We start from the raw sequence: 14,160 nt of genomic DNA, 5'->3' as shown, positions 1-14,160 counted from the left end.
CGGAAGACTACCAATCCGACCAAACCTTGCTCCAACGCATTGAATACGTCCTAAAACGAGTCGGAAAAAACTATACGATTAATTTTGCGTGACTGCTTAAAAGTTGGCTTTGGTCATGCAGTTGGCGCGGCACTGCGCCCGATACTGCGTGCGCTGGCTGTCCAGGGCGCCCCGGGGCTGGTCCCGGTCGGCAGCGGCCGCCGACAGCAGGCCCTTTACCCGGCCAATTTCAGGATGAGCGAAAGCAGAACGGCCGGCCACCGGCAGCTGCACACGGGAAACAACGCCTGCAGCGCCCGCTGCGGGTTGGATAGCAAATGCCAGAAAATTCATGGAAAGGGAGAGTATCGACGCCCGCGCCGGCCCAGTGGCCCGCGCAAACAGCGTCCGGAATGGATAAGACGAAACGGCCCGGACGCATTGCGCCTAGTACCAGATACAGGCCCCGCGAGGCCTGTGCACGACTTATCCCTGCCGGGGCGGTAGCTCCATCCGGCCCCGGTAGCCCACCGGTACGGCCTTGTTCCAGGCCACCAGCCGGGCCCGGCTTTGCCCAAACACAGGCGCAGCAAACACCACCCGCGTCTCCGCCAGGCAGTGCAAATCCAGCCCCTTGAGGCTGGTCAGCAGTTGGGTGAGCGGCGGCCGCTCCCCGGCTTTCTTCACCGCGTACTGCACCCCGTTGCAGTCGTCGAAGCACGCCAGGCGCAGCGTGTGCGTTAGTTGGCAGTCGTGACTGTGCAACTAGTCAAAGGGCCGGTCAATTACCTTGCCCGGCCGCTCGGCCATTTGCCCGGCCGCTCGGCCATGCCGGCGCCCACCACCAGCAGGTAGTTGAGCAGCAACAGCAGAACGGCGTAGGAGCGCAGCACGAAGGCAGGAAAGCAAGAAGTTGGGAACCGACCAGGCGCGGCTTGCGCCCTCGTTCGAGGGCAAGTACGGAAAAGAAAGCCGGTTTGGTTGTCCCACGCGCCAAATAGCCGACAGCCCAGATGCTAGCAAGGCTTCACGCTCACCGCGTGAAACCGACCAGAGCCGCCAGCGCCGCCCGCGCCCGCGTCTTCACAGTGGCCAACGGGATGCCCAGTTCTTCGGCTGCTTCGGCCTGCGTGCGGTCGCCGAAGTACAGCAGCTCCACTACCTCGCGCTGCTTGGGCTTGAGCTGCAAAGCCAGCTCTCGGACCCCGATGTGGTCGGGGTTGAATTCAATCGGGGCGGGCCTCCAGTGGACCCCGCTGGCTTCCAGCGACGGCTGGCCGCGGTGGAACCGGTAGCGCGGGTTGCGCATTGCGTCGATGGCATGGTTGCAGCATACCCGCACCATCCAGGTAAAGAGCCGGCCGCGGTCAACTTCATAGCTGGCCACGTTCAGCCAGATTTTGAGCAGGCCTTCCTGCAGCAGGTCCTGCGCCAGGGCCTCGTCGCGCACCACCCGCCGAATCACCGTCAGCAGCCTGATGTTCATAACTGAAACCATGACCCTGGCTAACGGCACCCAGGTGATGGCTGATGGCACTTGTGTGGTGAAAAACGGCAAGAGAATGATGCTGAAAGAGGGCTAGGAACTCAACCACGTCGGACCGTGCAATGCTCCGCTGCTCGCACACGGGCTGCTGATGGGCGTAGTACAGGGCATCGGTGAGGGCCTCGCGCTGGCGTAAGCACTTGGTAGAGGGACACGTTGGCCGCTCAGTACCACTCGCTGTGCTTGACCCGGCGCGAGTTGTCCCTGTGCCACGCCCACCGGGCGCGGGCCCCTCACGCGACCCGCCTGCACCGGGAAACCGTTGACACGGGCAAGACGTGTCCGCCGGTGCTTATTCACTCCTGAAGCCCAGCCAACGTCATATCCCATCGCACAGTTTGCTTGCGTTTCGTGCAGCTGAAGAAAGGCACGAGATGTACTGCGAGCATGCGTTGCAGGAAGGAGTGGCTCAACAACCATCCGACGGGTCAGCTAACAGGATTGGAAGCGCGCGAGGCCGCTGCCTGATGTCGGTTGAGCAGGTGAGCGACAATCAACCCGGCGGAAGCCGCGTATTGTACCCACTGGAAGCCTGGCCACCGCTCGGCCAGCAGGCCAGCGCCCGCAAACAGGGCAAAAAAGCCCCACAGCACCCAGCGCAGTGGGGCCGCGCAGTGTCCCCGGGTGGCCAACGCCACGAGCACCCCGCTCAGCACCAGAAATCCCAACTCCCACTGCTCGGCGGCCCCGCCCGGGTCGTGCGTGCCCCACCAGGCCAGCAGCAGCGGCCCTGCGGCGCAATGCACCCCGCACAGCACCGCGTTCAACATTCCGCCGTAGTCGGCCGCCCGGCGAAAGCGGGCGGCGTTGACCGGCTGAGCACGCAGGCCGAGGGAGATAAGCGGACCGCAAGCGGCCTGCTCTGCTTCGGCCCCGGGGCCACCGGACTTGCACGGCATGGGAACCGGTGCAGCAGCCTGATCGGCACTTGGGTACCCGCTGGGCTGGGCGCCGCGAATACTTTGGGGCGGAATTGGGCGGGACTGAAGGTTAGCGTCCGGATAAGAAGTAAGCATGCCAGTTGACCGATTGGGAAGAGCAACGCTGCTCCAAGGCGTAAAGATAAAAGGAGGCTCTTATTAATGCAACACTGTTGCATTAATAAGAGCCTCCTTTTGTTGGTCGCTACCGGCTTTTAGCTTTCTAACACAGACTACATCTTCCCCCCTTTCAGCAGGGCCGCGTGCTCCTCACGAATCTTGCCGTGGTCGTCCACCAGCTGGCGGTGCTCCTGCTGCATCTGCTCGTCCTCGGCTTTCATGCTGGCGTGGTCGCTTTGCAGCGTAGCGTCGTCGCCCGAGGCCGCGGCGTGCTTCTGCTCCAGCACGGCGTGGCGCTGCAACACGTTGTTGTGCTTTTGCACCACGGCTTTGTGCTGCGTGATTAAGGCCGTGTGGCGAGCTTCCAGTGCTTTAAAAGCGGGAGTATTGTCCAGCTTGGCGGCTTGGGCGGCCGTCAGGTCGGCCGCGTGTTCGGCTTCCATGGTCGAGTCGGCGGCTTCCATGTCCTGGTGGCTGGCGTCCATCTGCTGGTGTTCGGTCACCAGCTGGTCGTGGGTGGTGTCCCCGGCCGAGGCCGTGGTTTCGGTCTCGGTTTTCGTTTCGGTCGAGGACTGGCAGCCGGTGGTCAGCAGGGACAGGCTCAGCAACGCAACGGGGAGGGAGGATAGGATTCGGTTCATGGGCAAATGGTTGAAATGAAGCACAAAGTAACGCAATAATGTAACATGTAGCCTCAATGGGAAGCCTGGTGATGATTTTATCGGGCTTCGCGTCGACCTTGCGCTAAAATTGCCAATCGTCCTTTGATTTCCTGGTCCAGCGGCTCGCGCTGCTGATTTCTGTTCTATTGATTTGGTTGCCCGCTCCCGCACGATGAAAACATGTCTTAGCTGTGGGCTCCTCGCCGCTGTGCTAGCGGGCGGCGGGCTGCTCACCGCCTGCTCCCAAACCGGGGGCGACCCGCAGCTGCCGGCTCCGACCCACACCCAACTGATGGCCGGCCACCAGCAAATGGAAGCCGACCACCACCGGATGGAGGCGGCCGATTCCGTGATGGAAGCCGAGCACGCGGCAGCGCTGGCCGCCGCCGAGGCCCAGGGCCTGCATCAGGCTCCCGCCTTCCAAATCCTGGAAACGCGCCACCGCGCTTTTATGACCTTATGCCGCCGCGCCATGCGGTACCACGCGCAGGTGCTGGCTCGCCACGCCGCCTTGGAACGGCGCCACGCCACCGGTCAGGTGCCGGCGGTGCAGTTGCAACGTGACCACGCCACCATGCGGGCCGAGGACCTGCGCATGCAGCAGGAGCACGACCGATTGGTGGAAGAGCACCAGAAAATGGAGCGGGAACACGTGGACCTGCTGAAAGAAATCAGCCGGCGCTAATCCGCCGCTGAGGCTATTGTCACACCGCTCTTAAAACGGGTTTAAGTCGCTGCCAACTGCCTGAAGGCCATCGGAAATTATTTCTCCTGACAGCCAGCGCAGATGCCGGATAGCAGGTAGTCGCTGCGCTCTACCCGGTAGGGGCTGGGCAGCTCCACGGCGGGTACCGGCACCTGGTTCAGGCAATAAATATGGCGGCAGGCGGTGCACTTGAAATGCACATGGTCGGCTGTCGCCGCCCGGGCCGTGGGATTGGAGCACGCAGCGTAGCGCACGGTGTCGGCGTGGTCCACGACGCGGTGAATGAGCCCCGTTTGCTCGAACGTGCACAAGGTGCGGTAGAGCGTGATGCGGTCGGATAGAGGCCGTAGCTGCACCTCGATTTCAGTCCCGGACAAGGCAAAGGGGGAGCGCAGCAGCACCGCCAGCACGGCCCGTCGCACCCGGGTGGGGCGCACGGCATGCTGGCGCAGAGCCAGTAGAACCAGGTCGTCGGGCGTCATAGGTAGAGGAGGTTAAAACGAAGGCAGTGCTGATGCTAGGTAGCAGTGGAAATTGGGCCCGATTTCGCCCTTGCCAGCCTTGGTAATTTTGCCGGGCCAGGATGCTGGCCAACACCCAGGAGGTTCGCAAATGAGCATGCCCCGGCTCAGGCCGGGAGCGGTAGGGTGCGTCCCAGAATCAGGGTGCGGCTCAGCATGCCGCCCACGCGGTTGCCCACCCCGATGGCGTTGGCCAGCTGGTGCATCATGGTGCAATTGTCCCCCAGCGCGTACACGCCGGGCACGCTGGTCTGGTACTGCTCGTCCACGCGCAGCAGGCTCATCTCGTCCAGCTCGCAGCCCAGCTGCGCGGGTAGGTCGGAGCCCTGCTGCCAGGGCACTTTGGCGTAGAGCACCCGCAGCGGCAGGGCCCGGCCGTCGGCCAGTCCCACGCCGTCGAGCTGCGCGCCCGTGTGCAGCAGGGCATCCACCGGGGTTTCTTCCAGAAGCACCTTATGCGTCAGCAGCAGCGCCCGCACGTCGGGTCCGAACGTGGCCGGGCCGTTGGTGAACACGGTCAATTTGCGGGTCCAGTTCAGGAGCATGGCCACCATGTGGGCCACCATTTCCCCGTTCATCCACAGGCCGGTGGGCTGGTCGGCCACCTCGTAGCCGTGGCAGTAGGGGCAGTGAATGATGGACGCGCCCCAGCATTCGGCGAAGCCCGGCAGCGGCGGCAGCTCGTCGCGCAGGCCGGTGGCCAGCAGCAGCGTGGGCGCGGCAAATGCGCCGTGGGCCGCGGTGGTAACCTGAAAGATGCCGTCGGGCAGCTTTTCAGCGCCCGTGGCGCGAGCGTCCAGCAGCTGCACCGTGGGGTAGGCCGCTACCTGCTGGCGGGCGCGGCCGGCCAGCGCGGCGGGCGCGTCGCCGTCGTGCAGCAGCAGGTTGTGGGCGTGCGGGGTGGTGCGGTTGCGGGGCTCCCCGGCGTCGAGCACTAACACCCGGCAGCGGGCCCGGCCCAGGGCCATGGCGGCGCTCAGTCCGGCGTAGGAGCCGCCTACGATAATGAATTCAAAGAATGACGCAGAGAGCATATAAAGCCGGTTTAAAATTGCTTGATGTAGGTCAGCTTGCTGATGAGCTGCTGCTGGCGGCTGTCCAGGGCCTGGTTGCCCAACTCGTTGAATACTAGGTACACGTAGCTCAGGGGCTTGAACTCCCAGCTGGCCCGCACATTCCAGCGCGCCAGCCGGCTGGCCGAGCTGTACTGGTAGAAGGCGGTGAGCTGCACGCGCGGGTTGAGCGAGAGGCGGGCTTCGGGACCCAGCAGCCAGGCGTCCTGGTTGCGCGCTTCCGTGCCCACCCCGCGCAGGGCGTTGTACTCGCCCAACAGGCGCAGCGCGGCGTGGGCCGAGGGCGAGTAGCGCAACGTGCCCGACGCGGTGTGCAGGCGGCCGTTGTAATAGCCGCCCGTGGCCCCGTAGCCCCGCACCGACAGCTTGCGCGACTGGTCGGAGCTGTAGCTCAATTCGCTCCGGTGGTAGCTGTACCGGCCTTTGGCAATGACAATGCCCACCGGGTCGAAGTCCACGGGCAGGTCCTGGCGGTGTAGCTCGTAGGTGCCGACGAGGGTTGCTCCGCTCTGAAATACCAGATACAGCGGATAAACGCGCAGCAGTCCTTCCTGAAAGCGTCGGTCGGAAGCACCCTGGTACACCTGCAGGTCGAAGCCCGGTTCGATGGAGCGCAGAAACTTCGGCTTCCACTCGGGCCGCCAGATGAGGTAACCGTTGGGGTTGTGGTAAATGAGGTTCTGGCGGGCCACGAAGCCCATAACCGGCAGGTAGCGCTCGGTAATCAGCGAGTGCTGGGTGGCCAGGTAGTACTGGTTGGTGCTGTAGCTCACCCCCATGTGCCCGGCCAGCCCGTTGCCGGTCCGCTCCCGCGCCAGCGAGCCTGACAGCAGGTAGTTAATGGTCCAGGGCTGGCTGGGGCGGATAAACCCATCAATGGAAACGGTGGTGCTCTGCCCCACCCGGCCGGTATCGGCGCGGGCCTCGTCGGTGCGCGAGGTCACGAGCAGGCCCACGTTGTTTTGCTTGCCGTAGTTTTTGAGGTAGCGCCCCACGCCGAAGTGGGCCGGGGCCTGGCCGCCGGCAAAGTCGTCGCCCTTCTGGCGCACGTAGAGCCCGCCGATGCCGCGGCCCACGGTGCGGTCGGTGTAGCGGGCGCCGCCGGTCAGGGGCAGCGGCAGGCCGTTGTCGCCTAGGCCGATGGTGCGCGAGAAGAAGGGCTGAAACAGCGGCGTGCTGGGCGCGAACAGCCCGGCATTCTCCAGAAAGAACTGCCGCCGCTCGGGGAAAAACACGTTGAAGCGGCGCAGGTTAATCACCTGCCGGTCGGCGTCGGCTTGGGCGAAGTCGGTGTTCAAAGTCAAATCCAGCACCGCGTGCGGATTAATGGCCCACTTCACGTCGCCGCCCACTTTCACCTTGGTGTCGCGGGTAGTGGGCTCGTCGCGGCCGGGGCGGTTGCGCTCCACCTGCGTCACCAGGTAGGGCGCCACCCGAATATTGGCCCCGGCCGGGGGCGGCTGCAGGCCCCGCACCACGGCCGCGTAGCTCATGCGGGCGTTGGTGTAGGCCCGGGGCCAGCCCGGAAAGCCGGAAGTCTGATTACTGCGCCGGGCCAGGCGCACGAAGTTGATGCCCCACTCCACCGTATCCGTGGGGTTTTTGCTGCCCGCCGGGTAACGCAGCGTGGCCCAGGGCAGCTGCATCTCGGCCACCCAGCCCGAATCGGTGCGGGTGGTGCGCACCTTCCAGAGCGCGTCCCAGTCGCGGTCGAACAGGTTGTCGTCGAACACCTGCAAATCACGCTGAGCACCGTAGGGGTTGGTCTGAAAGCTCATCACGTTGCGCCGGGTCCGAAACGGGTCGAAGCCCACGCCGAACAGGTCGTGCTCGAAGAAGTCGAAGTCGCGGCGCATGTCGGGGGCCCGCACGCCGGCCGCGCCCAGCGAGTCGGCGCAAAACGCGCCGATGTACAGGTTGTGCTCGTCAAAAACGATGCGCACGTCGGTATCGGGTCGGGCGGGCTGGCCCTGGTTGGGCTCTACCTGCCGGAAGTTGCGGATGACGGGCGCGGCCCGCCAGGCGGCTTCGTCGAGGCGGCCGTCCACGGTTATCGGGCCGGTGGCTCGTACCGCCCGGATAACTGGCGGAGTGGCTGGCGGGGCGAAGATTTCCTGGGCGTGGGCGGCGGGGCCGACCGGCAGCAGGGCCAATAGCATACTCCCGCCAAGCAATAGCCGGTTCCAGAAGCGAAAGCGTAACGGCATGATGTAGAAAATTATGAGCGGAAAGAAGTGCCGCGCGAGCGGCCAACAGTCGTCCTGCTTCGCGTAGCGCCGCTTGCCCTGGCCGCGGCGGCATGTCGGAAAAGAGGGCGTGGCGTACAGCAGAACCGGGGGTTAAAACGCGGGCCAGGGGTCCGAAAACGCGCCGCCGCGCTGCCAGTGGCCGATTTCGTCCTCGGTGCAGAGGCAGGCGGCCAGCTCCTGGCGCACCCGCGCTTCGGGCACGTCCTGGCCGATGAACACCAGCTCGTTCTGGCGGTCCTGGAACCGCTGGTCCCAACGGCTCAGTATCAGCTCCCGGTTTTCGCGGAAGGTCGGGTTCAGCTCGGGCCGCTCGATGGCCGCCCACCACGAGCCCGCGCTTTCAGTGCGGAGCGAGCCGCCGGCCTGGCCCCAGTTCAGGGCATCGTCGGGGCGCGAAGCCAGCCAGAACAAGCCCTTGCTGCGGATGACCTCGCCCGGCCAGCCATCGGAAACGTAGTCCCAGAAGCGCTGCGGGTGGAAGGGCCGCGAGTCCCGGAAGACGAAGCTGCCGATGCCGTATTCTTCGGTTTCGGGGGTGTGGTGGGCTTTTTTCAGCTCCTCCTGCCAGCCCCGGCTCTGCTCGGCTTCCTCGAAGTTGAACAGGCCGGTGTTGAGCACGTGCTCCAGTCCAACTTTACCGAATGTGGCTTCCACGATGCGGGCACCGGGGTTAAGCTGCTGCAAAATGGCCCGCAGTTCGCCCAGAAAGCGGGGCTCCACCAGGTCGGCTTTGTTGAGCACGATGACGTTGGCGAACTCCACTTGCTCGGTGAGCAGGTTCACGATGGTACGCTCGTCCTCGGGGTCGGCTTCGTTGAGCTGGCGGTCCGTCAGGCGGTCGAGGCTGCCGAAGTCCCTGGCGAAGTTGAAGGCGTCCACCACCGTCACCATCGTGTCAAGGCGCGAGAAGCGGCTCAGGGCGATGGCCCCGTCTTCGCTCACGAACGAGAAGGTCTGGGCCACGGGCAGGGGCTCGGAAATGCCGGTGCTCTCGATGAGCAGGTAGTCAAAGCGGTTTTCCAGGGCCAGCTTTTCCACTTCTAGCATCAGGTCTTCGCGCAGCGTACAGCAGATGCAGCCGTTGCTCATCTCGACCAGCTTTTCTTCGGTGCGCGAGAGGCCGCCCTCGCGGGCCACCAGGTTGGCATCCACGTTCACCTCGCTCATGTCGTTGACGATGACGGCCACTTTCAGCCCCTCACGGTTGTGCAGCACGTGGTTGAGCAGGGTGGTTTTGCCCGCGCCCAGAAAGCCGCTGAGCACGGTGACGGGGAGTTTGCGCTGGGCGCGGCGGTTGGAATCAGCAGGCATGATTAGTAATTAAGTACTTGTAAATTAATTAGTTAAAACATTGGTCAGCGCCTAATCGTGGGGCCACGGGTCGGCGAACGTGTGGCCCCGCCGCCAGCGGCGCACTTCCAGCGGGGTGCAGAGGCAGGCGTCGAGATCGGCCCGTAAGCGGGCTTCGTCCAGGTCCTGGCCGATGAAGTGCAGCGTGTTCACCCGGTCCTGAAACTGCGGGTGCCAGCGGGCCAGCAGCAGCAGCTCGTCGCGCCGAAACAGCGGGTTCTGGTCGCGGTCGGGCACGGCGGCCCACCAGCGGCCGGCGGTGGCGGCCCGGCGCGAGGCCCGGCCTGGTCCCAACGCAGCACCTCGTCGGGCCGCGACGCCAGCCAGAACAGCCCCTGGGAGCGCAGCACCTGCGCCGGCCAGCCCTCCCGCACAAACTCCCAGAGCCGCGCCGGGTGAAACGGCCGCTCGTCGCGGAAGCGGTAGGTGTTCATGCCCTGCGCCGCCGGCGGGGCGGGGGGCGGCGAGTCCGGGGGCTGGGGGCCGTAGCGGCCCGTGTGGAGCAGCTCGGCCGGGTCTACCCGCCCGAAGGTGGCTTCCACGAGCCGGGCGCCAGGGCAGAGCTGGCCCAGCAGCGCCCGCAGCCGGCCCAATTCCTCGGCGCTCACCTGGTCGGTTTTGTTGATGACCACTACGTTGGCAGCTTCCAGCTGCTCCACCAGCACATCGGCGCGGAACCACGCGGCCGGTTCGCCATCGGTCGAGGGTTCGGCAGGGCGCTCCAATGGCGCGTGCCAGTCGGCGAAGAACCGGCAGGCATCAACCACGGCCACCAGCGTGTCGAGGCGGGTGCGCTGGGGCAAGTCGAGGCCGTAGGCGGCATTGCCCAGCACGAAAGTGCGCCGCACGGGGGCCAGGGCCGCAAAGCCGGGGTTTTCGACCAGCAGGTAGTCGAACCAGTTTTCGCGGGCCAGCCGGCCGGCTTCGAGCAGCAGGTCGCCGCGCAGCTCGTAGCTGCCCGCCTCGGTGGCGAGCCGGATGACTTTTTCCTCGGTGCGCGAGAAGCTGCCGGGGCCGGCCGGGCCGTCGCCGCTGCCGATGACGGCCGCGTTCAGCCCGGCCCGTTCCCGCAGCAGGTGTTGCAGCACGCTCGTTTTGCCCGCGCCTGTGAGGCCGGTCAGCACCGTGACGGGCAGCCGGGGCCGCGCTGGTAATGCAAGGGATGAGGAAATCATAGCTGCAGGGGGAAGTGAAGGCAGGTCAGGGAGAGAAGGGTGGGTTAGCCGCGCAGCCGGCCGGGCAGGTTCCAGTAGCCCAGGGCGAAAAGCAAGGCCGCCGCGCCCAGCAGCTGGAGCAGGCCCGCGCCCACGCCCGCGCCGGTGGGCAAGGGGGCCTGGAACGTAGGCCGGGCCGCCAGGTCGGCCGCCAGGTCGGCCGCCGTAATCGGCTGGTTGCGAAACAGGCGCGGGAAGTAGAAGCCCACGATTTGGCGGTGGAAGGCGGGCAAGGAGTTGAAGAAGCGCAGATAGGTGGGCAGGTCGGTGCCGGCCAGCTGGCTGAGCAGGTTCTGGGTGCTGACGGCCGGGTTGAGCAGGCTGAAGCGGGCGGCCAGCGTTTCGCGGGCCGCGATGGCGCGCAGGTACTCGTCTACCAGCGGCTTCTGGCGCTGGGCCGTGAGCTGGAAGTGCGCCGCGTAGCCTTTGGCCCCCAGGTTGGGCTGAAACAGCGTGTCGCCGGCCGGGGCCAGGCCGGGGTGCTGGCGCAGGTACTGGCGGATGACAGCGCGCACGGCCGGCTCGCTGTCCTCGTTGTCCATGGCCGCGCGGCGCACCAGTGTGGCCAGCTGCGAGCTGTCCACGGGCCGCACCACGGCTAGCGCGGCGCTCAGCACGCTCGGCACCACCAGCAGAAACAGCAGCCACATCCCCACCGCCGTCAGTGCGTTCACGGCCGAGTTGCGGTTGAAGCTCACAATCAGCCAGACCAGCGCAAACCAAAACGCGCAGTAGGCCAGCACCGTCAATACCCACAGTCCCAGCACGCCCCAGCCGGTGGCCCGCCCGGCCCCCGCTACCCCAAAGCCCACCACCGACAGCCCCAGGGCCAGCCCCGCTACCAGCGCGAAGCCGAAGAGCAGCTTGCCCAGCAGCAGCCGGCGCACCGAAGCCGCCTGCACGTGCAGCAGCGGCAGCACCCCGTTTTCGCGCTCCGCCGAGAGCAGCCCGTAGCTGAGCACGATGATGAAGAGCGGCAGCAGATACACCAGCACGAAGGCCAGGTCGAAGTTGCCCACCAGCAGCTTCTGCGGGTTGGCCAGCTCGTTCTGAAACAGCTGATAATATAGGCCCATGCCCGTGAGGCGGTAGGCGCCGGGGTTCAGATCGCGCTGGCCCACCACCAGCGCGGCCAGCGGGGCGGGCGGCGCGGTGGCCGCGTACCCGTGCCGGTGCCAGGCGTAGGTGGGCTGGGTGGCCTCTTCGTAGGCATCTTTGTCGCTAGGTTTGGCCGTATCGGCCACGGCCGCGGCGCGGTAGCCGGCAAACTCGGTTTGCTCGGTTTGCTGCACCTGCGCGATGGCCGCTCGCTGCCCGGCCATCTGCCGCTGCCCGTAGTAAATGGCGTACAAGCCAAACAACACCAGCACCGCCAGCAGCCCGACTTGCAGCCGGTTGCGCCGGAAGCGCCGCCATTCGTAGCGAATAATCAGGGAGAGCATGGGCTAGAGCGGAAAGCGGTGAACGGACAAATGCAAAGCCAGCGGCAAGCCCAGCACCCAGAGCAGCAGCGCCCCGATTTCCAGGCCGTAGGGCCGGAGCGCCGGCCCCACGGCGGGCAGCCGGTAACTGAAATCGGGGACGGAAGCCCAGAGCGACTGGCCGGGGTGGTACTCGAAAAACTGGCCGTACTTCGAGTTCTTAGCTGCGTCGGCGTGCAGGGTGCGGATGAGGCCCAGCCGGTAGGCCCCGGCCTGGCGCTGAAAGTCGAGGCTGGCGTAGAGGTCGGTGCCGGTCAGGGCCATGCTCAGGTTGCGCAGGGCCAGGAAGGGGTCCACGAAGCTGGCGTAGGAACTCAGGCGGTTCTGGCGTTCCAGGGTCTGGCGCAGGCTGTCGCGGTGCAGGGTTTGCACCCGGTCGAGGTAGTCCTCGCCGGCCTGGGCCGTCACCCATTCCACGTTCAGCGGCAGCTGCTGCACCGAGTCGGCGCGGTACTGCCGGAGCGTGGCGCGCACCAGGCGGGCGCTGCGGCCGGCCTTAGTCGTATCGCCGGGCAGGCCGTGGTCCACGTCGCGGCTGATGCCCTGCTGGTAGGCCTGCATGGCGGGCAGCGGGTGCAGGTTGTCGCCGAGCGCGGCGGTTGTTTTGGGCAGAATAATCACGAACCCTATCCAGACCGTGAGCAGCGCCAGCAGCGCGTTGCGCGACGAGCGGGCCCAGGCCGACACCAGCACGCCCAGACACACAAACCCGAAAAAGTAGCCCGCATACCCGGCCGCCAGCAGCGCCAGCCGCCGGGCCAAATCGCCGGTCCAGGGCAGGCCCGCTTGCCAGAAAGCCCCACCCAGGGCCACGGTCAGGGTGGGTACCAGCAGCGCCAGCACGATGCTGTAGTAGGCCAGCACCTTGCCCCAGGCCAGCTGCCGCCGGCTCACGCCCTGGCTCAGGGCCAGCCGCAGCGTGCCGCTTTCCTTTTCCTGCGTGAACGCCCCAAAGCACAGAAAGATGATGAGCAGCGGCAGCAGCACCTGCAGCACCAGCGCCCCCGACAGCTCCCCGAACCGAATCAGGGCCGAGTGGTCCTGCGCCGGCCGGAACATGAACTCGTGCTGGAAGTGCGCCTCCAGATACACCGACGTGCCCGTGTAGGCCTCCAGCCCGTAGTCGAAAAAGCTCAGCCCGGTTTTGGGCTTGAACACGAACGTGCCGAAGTGGGTGGCGATGTGCGGGTGCTTTTCGCCCTGCCCCAGCCACTCGGCCCGGCGCTCCTGCTGGGCCCGCGCCATCTGGGCGCGCTGCCGGTCGAAGCTCACGTAGCCCACTGCGCTGGCCGCCAGCAGTAGCGCCGCCACCACCAGCCCAAACAGCAGCACCTGCCGGTTGCGGATGGCCTGAAGGATTTCCTTGCCAATGATTCGGCGTAGTATCATGGTAAATGAGAATAAGAAAACGGTCATGCTCAGCGGAGCCGAAGCATCTCTACCGCTTCGTTGAGTTACCATTGCAACGAAGCGGTAGAGATGCTTCGACTCCGCTGCGCTTCGCTCAGCATGACGTCCTTTAAGCGTGCATGTGCTGTAAATACAGCTCCTCCAATTCGTTGTAATCCACGCTGCTGGCCGCGAAGGATTCGAGCAGCTGACCTTCCTTCATGATGCCGATGTGGGTGCCCGTGTCGCGGGCCCGAAACAGGTCGTGGGTGGCCATGAGCGTGGCCACGCCCCGCTCGCGCAGGCGCAGCAGCAGCGCCGAAAACTCGTTGCTGGCTTTGGGGTCGAGGCCCGAGGTGGGCTCATCCAGCAGCAGCACTTTCGCGTCTTTGGCCACGGCCAGGGCAATGCCTACTTTCTGGCGCATGCCTTTCGAGTAGGCCGCCACCCGCCGTTGGGCAAAGCCTTCGGGCAGTCCGGCTTCGTGCAGCAGCGTCAGCAGCTCGGCCTTTAGGTGCGTTTTGCCGGCCAGCCCGCAGAAGAAGTCCAGGTTTTCCAGCCCCGTCAAATCGGGGTAGAGCATCAGGTTTTCGGGGATGTAGGCCAGCTGCTGCTTGGTGGCCGGCCCGTGCGCGCGCACGGCCAGACCGTTGATGAACGCCGCCCCGCCGCTAGGCTCAATGAAGTCCAGAAACAGGTTGATGGTGGTGGATTTGCCGGCCCCGTTGGCCCCGAGCAGGCAGTAAATGTCGCCGGGGCGCACGGTGAGGTTCAGCGGGTGCAGGGCCGTGAAGTCGCCGTAGCGTTTGGTCAGGTCGCGGGCTTCGAGCATGAGAAAAGGATGGTTATCAGCACTCTACCCTACTAAACTTTAGGGCATAAAAACGGGGCAGTCCGACCTTTGGGGTTCCTACACACCATTGCCCGTTCTGCCCCGTGAAGCTAAGCCT

Annotated in this window: 16 protein-coding genes; 2 read left to right on the top strand and 14 right to left on the bottom strand. The window is 65.6% G+C overall.

All coding sequences use genetic code 11. The features are described from left to right. Positions 1 to 96 precede the first annotated feature (96 nt). The 3 genes from BEN47_RS21105 to BEN47_RS17240 all read right to left on the bottom strand — a co-directional run bounded on the left by BEN47_RS21105 (position 97) and on the right by BEN47_RS17240 (position 1,465). Positions 97 to 333 carry a hypothetical protein gene (locus BEN47_RS21105; RefSeq protein WP_125921747.1) on the bottom strand — a complete coding sequence of 79 codons (237 nt, stop codon included), beginning with the start codon at positions 331 to 333 and terminating at the stop codon, positions 97 to 99. Positions 334 to 465: 132 nt separating this feature from the next. After that, positions 466 to 744: a hypothetical protein gene (locus BEN47_RS17245; RefSeq protein ID WP_070730115.1), complete on the bottom strand. Its 279-nt coding sequence runs from the start codon at positions 742 to 744 to the stop codon at positions 466 to 468. A gap of 268 nt (positions 745 to 1,012) precedes the next feature. Continuing rightward, entirely contained in the window at positions 1,013 to 1,465 is a 453-nt protein-coding gene (locus tag BEN47_RS17240; RefSeq protein ID WP_158011076.1) for an RNA polymerase sigma factor, read from the bottom strand. Between BEN47_RS17240 and BEN47_RS22730 the strand changes: the two genes are divergently transcribed. Then, a complete protein-coding gene (locus tag BEN47_RS22730; protein ID WP_317039530.1) occupies positions 1,458 to 1,562 on the top strand; it encodes a DUF6799 domain-containing protein in 105 nt (34 codons plus the stop codon). The genes BEN47_RS17240 and BEN47_RS22730 overlap by 8 nt on opposite strands. Before the next feature lie 391 nt (positions 1,563 to 1,953). Here BEN47_RS22730 and BEN47_RS20480 read toward each other — a convergent pair whose 3' ends face one another. Beyond that, a complete protein-coding gene (locus tag BEN47_RS20480; protein WP_158011074.1) occupies positions 1,954 to 2,424 on the bottom strand; it encodes a MerC domain-containing protein in 471 nt (156 codons plus the stop codon). A 254-nt stretch (positions 2,425 to 2,678) separates the two neighbouring features. After that, the gene (locus BEN47_RS17230) at positions 2,679 to 3,206 is read right to left on the bottom strand and encodes a hypothetical protein (protein WP_070730112.1); all 528 of its coding nucleotides are present in this window, start codon (positions 3,204 to 3,206) and stop codon (positions 2,679 to 2,681) included. A 193-nt stretch (positions 3,207 to 3,399) separates the two neighbouring features. Here BEN47_RS17230 and BEN47_RS17225 point away from each other — a divergent pair, with 193 nt between their 5' ends. Next, a complete protein-coding gene (locus BEN47_RS17225) occupies positions 3,400 to 3,912 on the top strand; it encodes a hypothetical protein (RefSeq protein ID WP_125921746.1) in 513 nt (170 codons plus the stop codon). Between the two features lie 77 nt (positions 3,913 to 3,989). Here BEN47_RS17225 and BEN47_RS17220 read toward each other — a convergent pair whose 3' ends face one another. The 9 genes from BEN47_RS17220 to BEN47_RS17185 all read right to left on the bottom strand — a co-directional run bounded on the left by BEN47_RS17220 (position 3,990) and on the right by BEN47_RS17185 (position 14,042). Then, positions 3,990 to 4,415, bottom strand: coding sequence for a Fur family transcriptional regulator (locus BEN47_RS17220; protein ID WP_070730108.1), 426 nt, complete (start codon positions 4,413 to 4,415; stop codon positions 3,990 to 3,992). Between the two features lie 146 nt (positions 4,416 to 4,561). Then, positions 4,562 to 5,488: an NAD(P)/FAD-dependent oxidoreductase gene (locus BEN47_RS17215; RefSeq protein WP_070730106.1), complete on the bottom strand. Its 927-nt coding sequence runs from the start codon at positions 5,486 to 5,488 to the stop codon at positions 4,562 to 4,564. 11 nt (positions 5,489 to 5,499) lie between these two features. Continuing rightward, a complete protein-coding gene (locus BEN47_RS17210; protein WP_083322540.1) occupies positions 5,500 to 7,734 on the bottom strand; it encodes a carbohydrate binding family 9 domain-containing protein in 2,235 nt (744 codons plus the stop codon). A gap of 132 nt (positions 7,735 to 7,866) precedes the next feature. After that, positions 7,867 to 9,087, bottom strand: a complete 1,221-nt coding sequence (locus tag BEN47_RS17205) for a GTP-binding protein (protein ID WP_070730103.1) — start codon at positions 9,085 to 9,087, stop codon at positions 7,867 to 7,869. 51 nt (positions 9,088 to 9,138) lie between these two features. After that, the gene (locus tag BEN47_RS23105; RefSeq protein WP_083322539.1) at positions 9,139 to 9,363 is read right to left on the bottom strand and encodes a GTP-binding protein; all 225 of its coding nucleotides are present in this window, start codon (positions 9,361 to 9,363) and stop codon (positions 9,139 to 9,141) included. After that, on the bottom strand, positions 9,276 to 10,301 hold the full coding sequence (locus BEN47_RS17200; protein ID WP_083322538.1) for a GTP-binding protein: 1,026 nt from the start codon (positions 10,299 to 10,301) through the stop codon (positions 9,276 to 9,278). The genes BEN47_RS23105 and BEN47_RS17200 overlap by 88 nt, the downstream gene beginning before the upstream one ends. Before the next feature lie 44 nt (positions 10,302 to 10,345). After that, on the bottom strand, positions 10,346 to 11,782 hold the full coding sequence (locus BEN47_RS17195) for a DUF3526 domain-containing protein (protein ID WP_070730099.1): 1,437 nt from the start codon (positions 11,780 to 11,782) through the stop codon (positions 10,346 to 10,348). Positions 11,783 to 11,785: 3 nt separating this feature from the next. Next, on the bottom strand, positions 11,786 to 13,210 hold the full coding sequence (locus tag BEN47_RS17190; protein WP_070730097.1) for a DUF3526 domain-containing protein: 1,425 nt from the start codon (positions 13,208 to 13,210) through the stop codon (positions 11,786 to 11,788). A 130-nt stretch (positions 13,211 to 13,340) separates the two neighbouring features. Then, entirely contained in the window at positions 13,341 to 14,042 is a 702-nt protein-coding gene (locus tag BEN47_RS17185) for an ABC transporter ATP-binding protein (protein ID WP_070730094.1), read from the bottom strand. Positions 14,043 to 14,160 lie beyond the last annotated feature (118 nt).

Origin of the sequence: Hymenobacter lapidarius, from assembly GCF_001816145.1 — a bacterium.
Classification (GTDB): domain Bacteria; phylum Bacteroidota; class Bacteroidia; order Cytophagales; family Hymenobacteraceae; genus Hymenobacter; species Hymenobacter lapidarius.
Note: the sequence above shows the minus strand (reverse complement) of the source record. Positions and strands in the feature narration are given on the sequence as shown.

What these genes read in the sequence shown, in the direction of transcription:
- BEN47_RS21105 (WP_125921747.1), bottom strand. Translation starts at nt 333, where the DNA reads ATGAATTTTCTGGCATTTGCTATCCAACCCGCAGCGGGCGCTGCAGGC.
- BEN47_RS22730 (WP_317039530.1), top strand. Translation starts at nt 1,458, where the DNA reads ATGTTCATAACTGAAACCATGACCCTGGCTAACGGCACCCAGGTGATG.
- BEN47_RS17240 (WP_158011076.1), bottom strand. Translation starts at nt 1,465, where the DNA reads ATGAACATCAGGCTGCTGACGGTGATTCGGCGGGTGGTGCGCGACGAG.
- BEN47_RS20480 (WP_158011074.1), bottom strand. Translation starts at nt 2,424, where the DNA reads ATGCCGTGCAAGTCCGGTGGCCCCGGGGCCGAAGCAGAGCAGGCCGCT.
- BEN47_RS17230 (WP_070730112.1), bottom strand. Translation starts at nt 3,206, where the DNA reads ATGAACCGAATCCTATCCTCCCTCCCCGTTGCGTTGCTGAGCCTGTCC.
- BEN47_RS17225 (WP_125921746.1), top strand. Translation starts at nt 3,400, where the DNA reads ATGAAAACATGTCTTAGCTGTGGGCTCCTCGCCGCTGTGCTAGCGGGC.
- BEN47_RS17220 (WP_070730108.1), bottom strand. Translation starts at nt 4,415, where the DNA reads ATGACGCCCGACGACCTGGTTCTACTGGCTCTGCGCCAGCATGCCGTG.
- BEN47_RS17215 (WP_070730106.1), bottom strand. Translation starts at nt 5,488, where the DNA reads ATGCTCTCTGCGTCATTCTTTGAATTCATTATCGTAGGCGGCTCCTAC.
- BEN47_RS17210 (WP_083322540.1), bottom strand. Translation starts at nt 7,734, where the DNA reads ATGCCGTTACGCTTTCGCTTCTGGAACCGGCTATTGCTTGGCGGGAGT.
- BEN47_RS17205 (WP_070730103.1), bottom strand. Translation starts at nt 9,087, where the DNA reads ATGCCTGCTGATTCCAACCGCCGCGCCCAGCGCAAACTCCCCGTCACC.
- BEN47_RS17200 (WP_083322538.1), bottom strand. Translation starts at nt 10,301, where the DNA reads ATGATTTCCTCATCCCTTGCATTACCAGCGCGGCCCCGGCTGCCCGTC.
- BEN47_RS17195 (WP_070730099.1), bottom strand. Translation starts at nt 11,782, where the DNA reads ATGCTCTCCCTGATTATTCGCTACGAATGGCGGCGCTTCCGGCGCAAC.
- BEN47_RS17190 (WP_070730097.1), bottom strand. Translation starts at nt 13,210, where the DNA reads ATGATACTACGCCGAATCATTGGCAAGGAAATCCTTCAGGCCATCCGC.
- BEN47_RS17185 (WP_070730094.1), bottom strand. Translation starts at nt 14,042, where the DNA reads ATGCTCGAAGCCCGCGACCTGACCAAACGCTACGGCGACTTCACGGCC.